General features: G+C 47.3%; 17 protein-coding genes. 13 read left to right on the forward strand and 4 right to left on the reverse strand.

Annotation, left to right across the window (positions count from 1 at the left end; translation table 11 throughout):
* Positions 1-363: 363 nt before the first annotated feature.
* The 5 genes from manA (at position 364) to ACYVI9_RS00320 (ending at position 6097) form a co-directional block, all read left to right on the forward strand.
* Positions 364-1572 (forward strand): mannose-6-phosphate isomerase, class I, encoded by a 1209-nt coding sequence (gene manA, locus ACYVI9_RS00300; RefSeq protein WP_460759081.1) that lies wholly within the window; start codon positions 364-366, stop codon positions 1570-1572.
* Positions 1573-1692: 120 nt separating this feature from the next.
* Complete coding sequence (gene nth, locus ACYVI9_RS00305) at positions 1693-2340, forward strand: endonuclease III (protein WP_460759084.1); 648 nt, start codon at positions 1693-1695, stop codon at positions 2338-2340.
* Positions 2341-2412: 72 nt separating this feature from the next.
* Positions 2413-3195 carry an N-formylglutamate amidohydrolase gene (locus ACYVI9_RS00310; protein ID WP_460759086.1) on the forward strand — a complete coding sequence of 261 codons (783 nt, stop codon included), beginning with the start codon at positions 2413-2415 and terminating at the stop codon, positions 3193-3195.
* Complete coding sequence (locus tag ACYVI9_RS00315; protein ID WP_460759089.1) at positions 3192-5039, forward strand: flavohemoglobin expression-modulating QEGLA motif protein; 1848 nt, start codon at positions 3192-3194, stop codon at positions 5037-5039. Before ACYVI9_RS00310 ends, ACYVI9_RS00315 begins: the two co-directional genes overlap by 4 nt.
* Positions 5040-5086: 47 nt before the next feature.
* Positions 5087-6097 (forward strand): glutathione synthetase, encoded by a 1011-nt coding sequence (locus ACYVI9_RS00320; RefSeq protein WP_460759091.1) that lies wholly within the window; start codon positions 5087-5089, stop codon positions 6095-6097.
* A gap of 19 nt (positions 6098-6116) precedes the next feature.
* Here ACYVI9_RS00320 and ACYVI9_RS00325 read toward each other — a convergent pair whose 3' ends face one another.
* From ACYVI9_RS00325 to ispF, 4 genes are all read right to left on the reverse strand, one after another.
* Positions 6117-7676 (reverse strand): murein hydrolase activator EnvC family protein, encoded by a 1560-nt coding sequence (locus tag ACYVI9_RS00325; RefSeq protein ID WP_460759094.1) that lies wholly within the window; start codon positions 7674-7676, stop codon positions 6117-6119.
* Positions 7677-7783: 107 nt separating this feature from the next.
* A complete protein-coding gene (locus ACYVI9_RS00330) occupies positions 7784-8617 on the reverse strand; it encodes a DUF4292 domain-containing protein (RefSeq protein ID WP_460759097.1) in 834 nt (277 codons plus the stop codon).
* A 26-nt stretch (positions 8618-8643) separates the two neighbouring features.
* Positions 8644-9084 (reverse strand): dUTP diphosphatase, encoded by a 441-nt coding sequence (gene dut, locus ACYVI9_RS00335; RefSeq protein WP_460759099.1) that lies wholly within the window; start codon positions 9082-9084, stop codon positions 8644-8646.
* A gap of 131 nt (positions 9085-9215) precedes the next feature.
* Complete coding sequence (gene ispF / locus ACYVI9_RS00340; RefSeq protein WP_460759102.1) at positions 9216-9707, reverse strand: 2-C-methyl-D-erythritol 2,4-cyclodiphosphate synthase; 492 nt, start codon at positions 9705-9707, stop codon at positions 9216-9218.
* A 48-nt stretch (positions 9708-9755) separates the two neighbouring features.
* Here ispF and ACYVI9_RS00345 point away from each other — a divergent pair, with 48 nt between their 5' ends.
* The 8 genes from ACYVI9_RS00345 (at position 9756) to ACYVI9_RS00380 (ending at position 14514) form a co-directional block, all read left to right on the forward strand.
* Positions 9756-11057 (forward strand): UDP-N-acetylmuramoyl-tripeptide--D-alanyl-D-alanine ligase, encoded by a 1302-nt coding sequence (locus ACYVI9_RS00345; protein ID WP_460759104.1) that lies wholly within the window; start codon positions 9756-9758, stop codon positions 11055-11057.
* Positions 11054-11515: a DUF983 domain-containing protein gene (locus ACYVI9_RS00350; RefSeq protein ID WP_460759107.1), complete on the forward strand. Its 462-nt coding sequence runs from the start codon at positions 11054-11056 to the stop codon at positions 11513-11515. The genes ACYVI9_RS00345 and ACYVI9_RS00350 overlap by 4 nt, the downstream gene beginning before the upstream one ends.
* Before the next feature lie 34 nt (positions 11516-11549).
* Positions 11550-11999, forward strand: coding sequence for a GNAT family N-acetyltransferase (locus ACYVI9_RS00355; RefSeq protein WP_460759110.1), 450 nt, complete (start codon positions 11550-11552; stop codon positions 11997-11999).
* A gap of 138 nt (positions 12000-12137) precedes the next feature.
* On the forward strand, positions 12138-12494 hold the full coding sequence (rpsF, locus tag ACYVI9_RS00360) for a 30S ribosomal protein S6 (RefSeq protein WP_460759113.1): 357 nt from the start codon (positions 12138-12140) through the stop codon (positions 12492-12494).
* A 4-nt stretch (positions 12495-12498) separates the two neighbouring features.
* Positions 12499-12762 (forward strand): 30S ribosomal protein S18, encoded by a 264-nt coding sequence (gene rpsR, locus ACYVI9_RS00365; RefSeq protein ID WP_018629905.1) that lies wholly within the window; start codon positions 12499-12501, stop codon positions 12760-12762.
* 68 nt (positions 12763-12830) lie between these two features.
* Positions 12831-13277, forward strand: coding sequence for a 50S ribosomal protein L9 (gene rplI / locus ACYVI9_RS00370; RefSeq protein ID WP_460759116.1), 447 nt, complete (start codon positions 12831-12833; stop codon positions 13275-13277).
* Positions 13278-13487: 210 nt separating this feature from the next.
* The gene (locus ACYVI9_RS00375; RefSeq protein ID WP_460759118.1) at positions 13488-13853 is read left to right on the forward strand and encodes an RNA recognition motif domain-containing protein; all 366 of its coding nucleotides are present in this window, start codon (positions 13488-13490) and stop codon (positions 13851-13853) included.
* A gap of 157 nt (positions 13854-14010) precedes the next feature.
* On the forward strand, positions 14011-14514 hold the full coding sequence (locus tag ACYVI9_RS00380) for a hypothetical protein (RefSeq protein WP_460759121.1): 504 nt from the start codon (positions 14011-14013) through the stop codon (positions 14512-14514).
* The last annotated feature ends 68 nt before the right edge of the window (positions 14515-14582 follow it).

Here is a 14582-nt window from a genome sequence, read left to right on the forward strand (position 1 = left end):
ACTTACAGAAAAAATTCCATTTATGATCCTACACTAAGGATGCTGCAGCTCCTGAAATATTAATACCGCATCGTTTATTTTTTTTCTTTTAGATGGCAAATATCCCGCTTCTATAGGATTCTATTGCCCTGACATAAACTATGAGACCGGCCCATTAGAAGTGCAACGCCGCTGAGCGACAAAAGTAAGATCCAAAACTGTTCAGCTGATCCCCCGAAATCCCAGTAATGACCCCGCTTCCAGAAGAACGCTTTATCGCCTGCGGATCATATGCAGTTGACATTGACATACCATAGCCAGGTGCCAACCCTTAGGTTATAGACTGATTCTTTATCTTTACGTTCTTTTTCATACTTATTCAAAATGCAAGATATAGCTACTTTAAGCGGAGGAGTCAAACACTATGACTGGGGCGGCACGCATTACCTGCCGGATTTGCTGCAGATAGAAAACGCCAACCTGGAACCCTATGCCGAATACTGGATGGGCGTGCATGCCCAGGCAGGCTGTACTTTGAAACTTACCGATGGCGCCACACCGCTGCTGCGGGATTATATTGCCGAAAATCCTGAAAAATGTCTGGGTAACGGGATCTTTAAAACTTTCGGCAATATGCCCTATCTGCTGAAAGTACTGGACGTAAAAGATATGTTGTCGATCCAGGTGCACCCTTCCAAAGCTCAGGCAGCACTGGATTTTGAAGCCGAAAACAAAAAAGGGATACCCCTGACTGCCCCCCACAGAAATTATAAGGATGCCAACCATAAACCCGAGCTGATGGTTGCCATGAGTAATTTCTATTTGCTTCATGGTTTTAAACCGGAAGCTGAGCTGCTGCAACTCCTTGATACAGTCGAAGAACTTCGCCTGTTTAAGCCGGTCTTTAAGAAAAAAGGCTATGCCGGACTCTATAAACTGGCAATGGAGATGTCACAGGAACAAGTAAACGAGGTATTACAACCGCTGTTAAACCGTATTATCCCGCTATACGAAAAAGAACAGTTAGAGAAAAATGATGAGCGGTTCTGGGCCGCCCGGGCAGCACTCACCTTCAACCGGCCCGGAATCATTGACCGGGGCATTTTTTCGGTGTTCTTTTTCAACCTGGTTCAGCTGAAGTCGAGAGAAGCCATTTTCCAGGATGCCGGCATACCTCATGCTTATCTGGAAGGCTATAACGTGGAGATCATGGCCAGCAGTGATAATGTACTGCGTGGCGGATTAACTTCCAAACACATTGATACAGCCGAACTCCTGAAGCATACCCGTTGCGAGGCGATTACTCCCAAAGTCATCCGGGCGGTTAAACGCAGCAGCACCCAACAATATAAATCGCCGGTAAAGGATTTCAGCCTGACCTCATACCGGCTAAAGAAAGGTGACAGCCTGGAACTGGAAATAACAACTGCGGATATCTTCCTGTTAATGGAAGGAACCGTGACATTACAGACCAAAAAGAACCGACTGGAAATGGGACCCGGGCGCATTACGGCAGTGGCTTTTGCCGGCAGTAAGGTCAAGGTTAAAGCCCAGGCAGACAGTTGGCTTTTTAAGGCTTCGGCCAGGCCCTGAGGCTTGCATCATTATTATGAAATCGCGAAACATAGAATTGATACGCATAAGTTCCGGTCGATCCGGTTCTGCCATTTTATCCGGGCCCCGGAGAGGCGTCACCGGATGCCGTTAGCTTACATGACTAAAAAAGAACGATACCGTTTTGTAATTGACTATTTTTCGGAGCATATGCCCGAAGCGGAAACCGAGCTGGTATATGATAACCCTTATCAGCTGCTGGTGGCCGTCATCCTGTCTGCCCAATGTACCGATAAACGGGTCAATATGACGACGCCCTATATATTTGAAAAATATCCCGACCTCGGGCATCTCAGCAAAGCTACTCCGGAAGAAGTATTTCCGCTCATCCGGAGTATATCCTATCCCAACAATAAAAGTAAACACCTGGTGGGCATGGCCCGAAAAGTAATCGAAGATTTTAACGGCCGGATACCTATGACGGTAGCTGAACTGATCACTTTGCCGGGAGTGGGCCGCAAGACGGCCAATGTCATTACTTCGGTAATTGAAGGGCAACCCAATATGGCAGTGGACACCCATGTATTCCGGGTCAGCAAAAGAATCGGACTGGTGGCTACCAGGGCCACCACCCCCCTGGCAGTAGAAAAAGAACTGGTTAAAAATATTCCCACGGAACTGATCCATAAAGCCCATCACTGGCTGATCCTTCACGGCCGCTATACCTGCCTGGCCCGTAATCCCAAATGCCGGGAATGTGGGCTGCAGCCGGCCTGCCAATGGTTTCATAAAAATATCTTAAACTAGGCTAAGGCAGCAAACAATAATTTTTCTGTGATTTGCTTCGTTCGTGGCTTGCTTTTTGTTTTCTAGATCTTTATGAGTGATCTCTCCCATTATATGGTGAATGATCTCGGGACCCCAGTCATGGCTTTTGCCCTCCATGCAGGTCATGCCATTGCGCCCCGGTTACGTACCTATATGTTGCTTTCAGAAGCGGAGCGCGCTCATGAAGAAGATCCCTATACGGGAGATATGATCTTCGGATTACCGGTAACCACGGTCCGCGTCAGGCAGTCCCGCTTTCAGTTGGACCTGAACCGGACGCGAGAAAAATCTGTATACCTCCATCCCGATGATGCCTGGGGACTGCGGGTATGGAAACCATTACCAGAGGAACACCTGCGCGCGTTATATGAGGCCTATGATCAATTCTACGAGCGACTGAAACAATTAATAACCGACAGTATCCGGCAGTGGGGATTCTTTATCATATTGGATGTACATAGTTATAATCATCGCCGGGAAGGCCCCTTTACTCCGGCGGCGCCTGATAGCCATCCCGAAATAAACATAGGCACCGCCTATAATCATTCCCGCTGGCAATCACTATGCGATGATTATACGGCATTCCTGACCGGCGCCGCTGACTGGCTACGACCAATAAATATCGGACAAAATATCATCTTCAAGGGGGGTGCTTTTGCCCAATGGATCCTGGAAAACTATGGGGACCAGGGCGCCGTACTCTCCATTGAGTTCAAAAAAACATTTATGGATGAATGGACCGGCATTCTGGACATCGATCAGTTCAACCGGATTAAGAAGCTATTGAGTTCGGGGGTCGTCTTTCTTAATAATCAATACCGGACAGTAACATGACGGTTTCCAATCAGGACATATTAGATCGTCTGGCAATACACCTGGAATCGACGGCGTCTTTTCAAATGGACCTGCCGGATGGCGGTTTGCTGAAAATGGAATCGCAATTACCGTTTCTGGTTGTATACCGCCTCCGGGAACAGGGGCGGGACAATTTTCCCAGCCGAATGGGCAAAACAGAAGCCGCCTACCTCATCGCCAAAGACAATGAACTGTTGCATCAGATGCTGGATTGTATTTCAAAAATTCTCTCGGCTAAGTTCAATGGCTTTCTGATTTTTGAATTATGGAAAACGGCGGAAGCGAACAATAATCCTTTCCAGATACATATACATCAGAAAACTGCGATTGAAACTGCCCGAAAGCTGGCAGGAGAACTCAATTCTTTTCCGGTTCAGGGACGCGATAAAACCTCCAAAATTCAAAAAACGGAAAAGCCCGTAGCGCCCCCTAATTGCGAACCTTTGCTTCCCGCCACCAGTTTGAACCAATACAGCACGATCATTATCGGGCTGGAAATAGCTCCAGTATACCTGAACCAGCAAACAGGCAGGACTTATCCCTTATTGTTAAGGGAACTCCGGGCCCATTTCAGCAGGGCCCTGAAGAAAAGCTTTTTTGAATATATTCGGCTGCATACCAGCTTCAACGCTTCTCATTTTCAAATGCTGGGCAGGACCGTTATTGATGATAAAGCCAGGGAAATCGATCACGAACTGGCCGGTTACAGTAAATTGTTTGATTTCCTGATGCTGGTAACCCCGATTAATGTGCCGGAGGCCTGGCAGGAATTCAGGGAGACAAAATTTAACAGGGAACCTGTCTTTCATTACAGGCCGATGCCCGTGGATCCTGAGCTGGTGAAACGAAAGCTCTACAATTTACCGGTCGAAGAAGTGGCGGATCCTACGATCGCTTTCCTGTATCGCGACAAAAGAAAAGAAATTGACCGGATGCTCAATATGATGCTTGAAAGAGAGAAGCCAGATTTTTTGCTCAGCAGCCTGCAATTATTTGGTCCGGTTACTGAGTCCCTGCTGGAAATGGCGCAAGCCCTGTTAATCGCTATTCCACCCGTTACCGACGCCAGGACCCCGCCCAAGCGACTGCACGCAGCGGAATTCGCGCTGCTGGCGCGCAAGGAGCTGGAATGGTTGCAACTACAGTACCCGGATATATCCACCACCATCAGAATTGCCGATGACGTGGAGGGAATTTCAGTTTCACGAGGGGTACTGAATATCAATTCCGACTTTGGCGTTTCAGAACAACGGGCTCCTTCACTTTTACAACATGAGGTAGGCACCCATATCGTCACCTATTATAATGGGCGGGCCCAGCCCCTGGAACTATTCTCGATCGGCGTCCCTGGTTATGAGGAACTGCAGGAAGGTCTGGCGGTACTTGCAGAATACCTCACCGGCGGGCTTACACCTGCCCGAATGCGCACCCTTGCCGCCCGGGTCCTCGCGGTTCACGAAATGATCAGCGGAAAAAAGTTCACAGCGACGTTTCAATTGCTCACGGAAAAATTTGGCTTCGCGGGCAGAAGCGCCTTCAATATCTGTATGCGGGTTTACCGGGGTGGAGGGCTGACCAAGGATGCTGTCTACCTGAAAGGTTTTATAAATATTATTGAATACATCAAAAAAGGCCGTGACCTGAAAGAACTCCTGATTGGAAAAATTCGTGAAGACTATTTACCGGTGGTCCAGGAGCTCATCCACCGAAAGATACTGGTTACCACACCGGTATTGCCCCGATATCTTACCGGCGATTTTCAATCCCAGCTTCAAGAGATTAAAGAGGACGGCAATATCTTTAAACTGATTCAGGAAGTATGACGGAAACTCCGGTCAACTTTCCTCAGAAACATGAAATAAAAAATTATATGAAAATCGGATTTGTCATCAATCAATATGCCACCGAAGCCCCCGCTTATACCACCACCCGTCTGGCCTTACAAGCCCACCAAATGGGTCATGAAGTGCATTATATTGCAGTGGAAGATTTCAGTTATACGCAGGCGGACCAAATGGGTGCGCACGCTAAAAAGGTCCCGGATAAAAAGTACAGAAGCCCGAAAATTTTTCTGGAGGCCACATTCGCAGGGCCTAATAAACTACTGGAAGCTGATCAGCTTGATGTACTGATGTTACGAAATGATCCCTCGGCCGATCTGGAAGACCGACCCTGGGCGCAATATGCCGGAATTGTTTTCGGACAACTGGCCAAATCCAACGGTTTACTGGTACTTAATAACCCGGACAGCCTCGCTTCGGCTTCCAATAAAATGTATTTTCAGTATTTCCCGGAGTCCGTCAGACCATCCACAATTATTACCCGGAGTGCGTTGGAAATTAAAAATTTTTATAACAACCACCAGAAAAAGGTCATCCTTAAACCCCTGCAAGGCTCGGGCGGTAAAAATGTATTTATGGTCAATGAAGACGATAAAAATCTGAACCAGATTATAGATGCTATAGGTCGTGACGGATACATTATCGCCCAGGAATACCTGCCCAAGGCCAGTGGAGGTGATATCCGGCTGTTTCTGCTTAACGGGCGCCCCATCAAAATCAAGGGTAAAATTGCTGCCATCCGACGCTCACAGGCCGCACATGATATCCGAAGCAATATTCACCAGGGTGCCAGCGTTTCGGTGCCCCGGATCACAAGAAAGACCCTCGAGATTGCTGAAGCCGTGGGGCCCAAACTGGTCAAAGACGGTATGTTTCTGGTAGGTCTGGACATTGTTGGGGACAAACTGATGGAAATAAATGTTTTCAGTCCCGGCGGTCTGGGACACGCCAGTCACCTGCAGAAAGTCAATTATTTTGAAAGCGTCATTCAGGCGGTCGAGGAAAACCTGACCGGGAGTAGTAGGAAGGCGTCGGATTAATCCGTCAGAATGCGGTCAACTAGCGTAACCAGGCAGCTGGATCCACATTGCGCTCCTCGATCATCAGCAGAAAATCCAGTTTCCCCTGACCGGATTCCAGATCGATACCGGCAGTTCCGATCGGTGTGCCGCGGGCAATAATAGCTCCTTTGCTTACACTGACTGTGGCCAGGTTGCTGTAAGCCGTAAAATATTTTCCATGGCGCATTACCACAAAGGACATACCACCTACCCTAGAGATACTCACCACTTCCCCATCAAAAACTGCCTTTACAGCTGCACCCACCTGGGTGGTATAGGTTACACCGGGATTATCACCCACAATATCGGGTCCCATCCCTTCTATTTTGTATCGTCCGAATCCCAGGGTAATGACACCTGCTACCGGGGCAGGCAGTTTACCTCTGTTTTGGGAGAAATCCGCGTTCAGCGCTATATCATCCGACTTGACATTCAGATAACCACCGGGCGGAGGCGACGGCGGTGATTCGGCCGGCTTTGCTTTCGGAGCCACCGGGGTCGCTACCCGGACCGGACCGGTGTTTACATTTATGGCAACCTCCTGTGAAGGCAGTTCCCGGATATTGGAAGCGGCACCGCTGGTAATCCGTTCTGACTTAGGAAGCTCCCGGGGCAATGCAGGCGCGGTATTATTTTGACCAGACGGCGGTGCCTGGGCAACAGGACTGTTGGAGGCCGCTTTTTCCAGGTTTCTCAATCGGGCTTCTGCATCAACAGCCACACGCTGTTGAGCGGCGGCTGCCGCCTGCTGTCTGGCCTGTTCCTGGGCCGTCCGGCGGGCTTCAGCAATTTCTTTACGGATAATGGCAGCTATACTGCTTTTCAATTCGCGGTCCTGTTCTTTTTTCCTTGCGATCTGTTGCTGCAAACTGCCTACCTGAGATTGCAGGGTGCGCAGTACCGAATCCTTCTCCGATTTCTGAGCTGCCAACACACCCACCTGATCTGACCTGGATTCAATTGCCAGTTTCTTATTTTGAATCGTCGCCTTTTGATAATCGTAACGTCTTGAAATCAGGTCCCGGGTTTTGACGATATCACCTATCTGTTGTTGCCGGTAATTGCTGTAACTTTTCAGATAAGCAATACGTCGTATGGCGTCATTGAAATTATTGGCAGAAAAAATAAAATTCAGGTAATTATAGTTACTCCGGTTCTTATAGGCATATACAATTGTTCGCGCATACTGGGCTTTCAGGGTATCCAGATTCTCTTTTAGCTTTTTAATTTCAATAGCACTATAATAAATATCGTCATTAAGCAGACGAACTTCGCGGCCGATATTATTAATATACTGCTCCTGCACTTCTATTTTCTTACTGAGCGCAGCGAGCTGATGGAGATTATTCTTACTTTGTCCGGCTACGGCGTCATAAGCCTGTTGAATCTGGCGGAGCTCCGCCTGCAACTTACTGCGCTCCTGTTCCAGGGCAGTTTTATCAGTCGCCTTCTGTGCCTGGCTGGGAAGGCCGGCAATTAACAGCAAAACCATCAGATATATGCCACCCTGGATCTGCCGGAAAAAACGTACACCAGGTAAATAAATAGCCGTTCTCAACACTTTGCTTTTTTTGAAGGCCCGGAGAACAGATGCACGGGCGCAGGGACTAACCGTTTACATCTGGTACCGGATTTGAAACGAAGCTCCTCCGGTTTGTCCAGCCATTATTGTTTTCTTTTATAACCGGAAGGTACGGAAAATGGCGTATTGAGCGGGCTGCTAAAACTATGAGACTCAAAATCCATTTTAATATGCAGCCCGGACTTATAGTTAACATCAATCTGACGTTTGACAGAAAATAGCTGCCCTTCGACGTCGATATAGTTACCATATGTCAGGTGGGCAGCACGTTGCTGACTGCTGTCCAGATCCTCCAGCTGACTGCTCGCGGGTAGATAACCCGGCAAGAGTACCTGTAACAGGTTACGGAACTGCTCCGTCTGGCTGCTAATCTGATATCCGCCCTCATTCTTTGTGATTGTAGCATTGGTGGTATTGACAAATACCGGATTGCCAATCAGCAGCTCCTGCAAGGTATTAAAATCGACAGGTAAACCCATTTTCTGTTTAAGGTAATCTGTCCCCGTGGCAATGTATTCACGCTGTAGCCTGTTGACAATTTTTACCGAGTCTGGTGTTATCAATACCCGGGCACCTTCGATACCAAAGGGGCCGGTTGCGGAAAGCCAGACCAACTCCCCTTTTTTCATTTGTAGTTTTACATTGAAGCTATTGCCCTTGCCTTTATCATCGGCATAATCGACGGCGATCCGGCCGGAAAATGTTTCATAGTCAATATGATGCAACTTATTGAGTATCGTTGTCGATGTCTCGTCATTTCCCGCCGATGCCCCGGAACTTGCTGTATCCTGATTTTTGCCTTCGTTTACCGTCGTGTCGGTAGTCTGCGCTTTGCTTCTGCCGGCTTTGCGTGCGGGATTACAAGCAGCCAGCAGACATAGGATCAACAGGGGTAATAGTGTATTTCTGATTGTCATAGTTATTAATTAAATGAAGGCATTGCCTACTTGCCGGTATGCCCAAAGCCGCCACTGCTACGTTCAGTGTCCGTCAGGGCATTCACCGGCTGCCAGCTGATGATTTCTACCTGCTGGATGACCATTTGGGCGATCCTTTCACCGTTTTTGATAATTTGTGTTTCACCTGAAAGATTGATCAGGATGACCTTGATTTCTCCCCGGTAGTCGGCATCAATTGTACCGGGTGTATTCAGACAGGTGAGTCCCTGCTTGATGGCCAGACCGCTGCGGGGACGTATCTGGGCTTCATAGCCCTGAGGCAGCTCAATAAATAATCCGGTAGGGATCAGGGTCCGGGCCATGGGCTCCAGGATCAGATCTTCTTCGAGAAAAGCTTTGATATCCATTCCGGAGGCACCTGCTGTTGCATAGGCGGGTAAGGGATGGGGTGACTGATTGACGATTTTTACCTGTAATTGCTGCATCGGGCAAAGATAAAGGGTTGTATTAATTATTCGGGGATCTGCAGGCAGCTGTCGCTTACGTAATTTTTAATAGATACAACTTCAAAAATTCAATCATGACCCGACAATGAATTGCCGGATCATTACCGAATTTAAATCAATGGGTTGGACTTCTCCAATAAAGTCGTAGCGGTAGCCATCAATCCTTCCTGTCTGCCTACGAAACCCATGAGTTCAGTGGTCGTGGCTTTGATGGAAACATCTTCGATGGTCAACCCGGTAATCCCGGCAATCACTTCCTGCATGGCGGCTACATAAGGTTTGATTTTAGGTTCCTGCAGACAAAGCGTGGCGTCAATATTGACGACCCGGTATCCTTTACCGGTAATCAGGGTCATGCATTCCTGAAGCAGTATCTTACTGTCTATATCCTTATACCGGTCATCCGTATTGGGAAAATGAACACCGATATCTCCCAGGGCCAGGGCACCCAGCAGGGCATCACAGATGGCATGTAACAACACATCGGCATCACTGTGTCCGATAGCCCCCTGATGATGTGGTATTAAAACGCCCCCAATCCACAACTCGCGACCCGCTGCAAACTGGTGAAAATCGATTCCTGAACCTATTCTTAATGACATAACTGCTTTTTGCGAAAATAGTTCTTTAATCAGACTTAAATTTGCTCCATGGAGATCAAGGATATTTACCGGGTGTATCAGCAACATCCTTCCGTGCAGACGGATACCCGCAAGCTACAGCCAGGCGATTTGTTTTTTGCGCTCAAAGGCCCGAATTTCAACGGCAACCTTTTTGCCCGACAGGCCCTGGATGCTGGTGCGGCCTATGCTATTATCGATGATGCCGCCTATGCGATACCTGAAAAAACCATTCTGGTGGAGGATACTTTGCAGACATTACAACAGCTTGCCAGGCATCACCGCCGGCAATTCCGGATTCCTTTCATTGCGGTCACCGGTAGCAATGGTAAGACGACCACCAAGGAACTAATCCATGCATTGCTGAGTACGACCTTTCGTACCTATACAACCCGGGGCAACCTGAATAATCATATCGGGGTGCCACTGACCCTGCTTTCAATCAGGCCGGACGCTCAGGTAGCCGTCATCGAAATGGGTGCCAACCACTTGCGGGAAATTGCCGGTTATTGTCTTATCGCCGAACCGACACATGGACTGATTACCAATTGTGGCAAAGCCCATCTGGAAGGATTTGGTAGTTTGGAAGGCGTACGTAAGGGTAAAGGCGAGCTCTTTGATTACCTGCGCACCCGATCCGATGGTACGGCATTTATCATGAAAGATTATGATTACCTGATTGAAATGAGCCAGGGCATCGCCAGAATTATCAGCTATGGCAGTTCGGATGCGATGGTTACAGGGCAGATCCGCGAAAGTGACACGCTGCTCAACGTCGAGTTGGCCTTTGATGGCCTGAAAATGCCGCTGTCTACCCGGTTGGTCGGGGACTACAATCTTCCTAATATACTGGCTGCCGCCGCAGTCGGAAGGGAACTGGGTGTCAGCGCCGGGAACATTATAACCGCCATTGGGAACTATCATCCTTCGAATAGCCGCTCCCAACTGGTGCAGGAGGGCACCAACAGCATCATTCTCGACGCCTATAATGCCAATCCAAGCAGCATGCGGCTGGCCATCGAAAATCTTGTTCAGTTACCTGCATCACGAAAAATGCTGATGCTGGGTGCTATGGCGGAAATGGGTGCTGAAACGGAAAAAGAGCATGAACAACTGGTCGCACTGATTCAACAGAATGACTGGGAAAATGTTATATTGGTAGGCCGGCAATTTGAACCATTTAAAAACAATTTCAGGTATTTTGAAACAGCCATGGAGGCGGCGCAATGGGTCACCATGCAGGATTTCCAGGACAGTCTTATTTTGATAAAAGGCAGCCGGAGCTCCCAAATGGAACTATTGTATGAAGCCATCGTAAAAAGATCGTCATGAGTGAAGCCGCACATACCAACAGAGGTTATCTGGCAGCAATTTTGTCGGGCTATTGTCCCCGTTGCCGCGAGGGACGTTTGTTTGAAAAAACAAATGGACTGCAAAGACTTACCGCAATTAAGATGCACAAGCATTGTCCGGTATGCGGTCAACCTACCGAGATAGAAGTAGGTTTTTACTACGGTACCGGCTATGTCAGCTATTTACTGGCCGTCATCATCTGTTTGGTCAGCGCCCTGTTGTGGTGGCTGACCATCGGTTTTTCCACGGAGGACATGCGGGTGGTAATTTGGCTGGTTTGTAATGGGCTATTGCTGCTGACTTTGCAACCCTGGCTGATGCGTTTCTCCAGAAGTCTCTGGTTGTCCTGGTTTGTAAAATACAATCCGAACTGGCGTACAGAACAGCCGGAAGATGTATCTGAGCGACAAAATCAACAACAGGCCAATAACTGGTAGTATCCATTGATCCTTTCAACTTTTAGAGAATTTTATGAACCAAGCCGTCCCTTTTCCAGATTTCAATTATAATGGCTACCTTTTTTCTTTCGACCCTGCAAAATTGCAACCGGAAGTCATTCACCAATATCTTAGCGAGCAGAGTTACTGGGCCGGAGGTATTCCTTTGGCTACAGTAATCAAAAGTCTGCAGCATTCCATCTGCCTGGGCATCTACCAAAAGGAGCAGTTAATAGGGTTTGGCCGGATGATTACCGATCGGGCCACCTACGGCTACCTGGCAGATATTTTTATCCTGGAAGCCCATCGTGGCAGCGGGCTGGCTAAAAAAATGGTGGATCTTTTTTGTCAACTGGCCGATGGGCTTGGTTTGCGGCGCAGTTCGCTGGCAACCCGGGATGCCCATGGGCTCTATGAAAGCTTTGGATTTGCCGTTAGGGAACGTCCCGATGAAATTATGGATCGCAAGGGCATTAGTTACTGATAATCAGCAATATAAGCGGAAGACTACCACGTTGGCGCTCAGGGCCCCGATTTATGGGCTTTTTCCGGTAAAAATCTTATCTTTGCAGCCCCTTAGCCGGAAGGTTGAGGTTATTTTCTAATTAAATTTAAAAGGGTAATGAACAATTATGAATTGATGGTGATTTTTACCCCGGTATTGAGTGACGACGATTTTACCGCAGCGCAGAAAAAGTTTGCCAACATGGTAACTGAAGCGGGCGGAACGATCGTACACGACAACCCCTGGGGACTGAAATCACTGGCGTATCCGATCCAGAAAAAAACCACTGGTTTATACTGGGTTATGGAATATACTGCGCCATCCGACTTCAATGAGAAGCTTAAAATCCAGCTTCTTCGCGACGAATCAGTACTTCGTCATCTCTGCACTAAACTCGACAAATACGCCGTTGAGTACAATGCTAAAAAGGCAAGTGGCGTAAAAACCGGAACCGAAAAAGCAGTGGAGGCTTAGTATTATGGCAAAAAATGAAATCAAATACCTGACAGCCATTAAGACGGACAAACGCGTTAAGAAGTTCTGTCGTTTTAAAAAATATGGCATCCGCTACGTTGATTATAAAGACGTAGAATTTCTCAAGAAATTCCTGAATGAGCAGGGCAAATTATTGCCTCGTCGCCTTACCGGTAACAGTCTGAAATTTCAGCGCAGGGTTTCTGATGCGGTTAAAAAGGCCCGTCAGATGGCACTCCTGCCCTATGTTACTGATCTTTTAAAATAAAGGCCTCCCCTAACCCGCCGAAGCAGGGACAATGAAGCCTTTGATTCATTGGGGAAAAAAACAAAATAATGGAAGTAATTTTAATTCAGGATGTGGACAACCTGGGTGCCGCCAACGAAGTGGTAAAAGTAAAAAACGGCTATGCCCGGAACTTTTTACTGCCACGTAAATTAGCGGTGGAACACAACGCAGGAAATAAAAAACAACTGGAAGAAAGGTTAAAACAGGTCCGTAAAAAAGAAGCTGCACTGCTGGCAACCATCAACGATGTAATCAGCAAACTGAAAGCCGCTCCTTTGAAAATCGGGGCTAAAACCGGTACCAGTGGTAAAATTTTCGGTAGTGTAACCAACCTGCAAATCAGCAGGGCCATTCGTGAGCAAAAAGGGTATGAAATCGACCGCAAAAGGATCAATATTGTGGAAGAAGTGAAAGAATTAGGCACCCATAAAGCCACTATTGATTTTGGCAATGGTCATACCACAGAGCTTGATTTTGAAGTAGTTGCGGAATAAATACCCTAACTACTACAACTAAAACCATTCACGCCCCGCATCAGCGGGGCGTTTTTTATGCAGACAGGCTGTAAAAGTGATAGTTTTTCGCTTATCTTTGAGTAAATTTCGGTGTTTATTCAGTTTATAAGGTTCCTGAATATGTAACATGTTCATTGGCTTTACATCCTGTTTTTTCACTTTTATCTCTCATTTATAAAAAAACAAGAAATGAACATTTATGTAGGTAACCTGAGTTGGAACCTGAAAGATCAGGATTTACAGAATTTATTCGCTCCCTACGGCGAAGTGGCTTCCGCAAAAATTATTGTTGACAAATTTACCAGCCGCAGCAAAGGATTTGGCTTTGTTGAAATGGCCAATGATGCAGAAGCACAAGCTGCTATCGATGCCTTAAACGGTACTGAAGTAGACAGTCGCAATATCGTTGTAAACGAAAGCAAGCCCAAAGAAGGCAGCGGCGGCGGTTACAAAAAAAGAAGCTTCGGCAACGGCGGCGGCGGTGGCGGCTACAGAAAAAGTGGCGGCTACGGTGGTGGCGGTTACGGCGGCGGCGGATACGACAAAGATTATTAATCCCGTTATCGGTCCATACAAGCTTAAAGGTTCGCGCTATGTGCGAACCTTTTTTATTTGATCAGTATCATTATTAAACAACAACTAAAATCCGGTATTTTTCTTTTAACAGGATTGAATTAGCTTTGCAGACATTTTGTAATTAAATCTATATTTTATGAAAATTAAACTCTTTTTTGTGGTAGCCCTGATAGGGATGTCTTCGGCGGTTATAGGCCAGACTTCTTATAAGCAGTCCATCGGCCTGCGTCTGGGAAGTGGTTATTATGATGTGGTTGCAGCAGCCTATAAGACCTTTATGAGTCCGGCCAGCGCTATTGAAATTGACCTGGGTGTTCGTCCTTACAACAACAGAAATGACAAATGGGTCAACCTATCTGCATCCGGATCCTACCAACACCATTTTGATATCAAACCGGTACCTGGTTTAAAATGGTTCGTGGGCGGCGGTATTGTGGCGTCCCATTCCTTTTCTACTTATGATGACAGGCAGGGTTTTAATCTGGGCCTGTTCCCTACCGGTGGTGCGGATTATAAATTTTCCAAGATTCCCCTGGCGGTTTCCGCCGATGTCCGTCCTACATTCCACATTGTAGAAGCTTACGACTATTATAATGGCTTTTATCCGAATGTGGGTGTCTCTGCCAGATACACGTTCTAAAGACCGGCTGAAAAACGGTATATTTTGAATTAGCTGATAGAAGCCATCACTTCCCAGTGGTGGCTTTT

The organism is Niabella terrae (genome assembly GCF_054783135.1).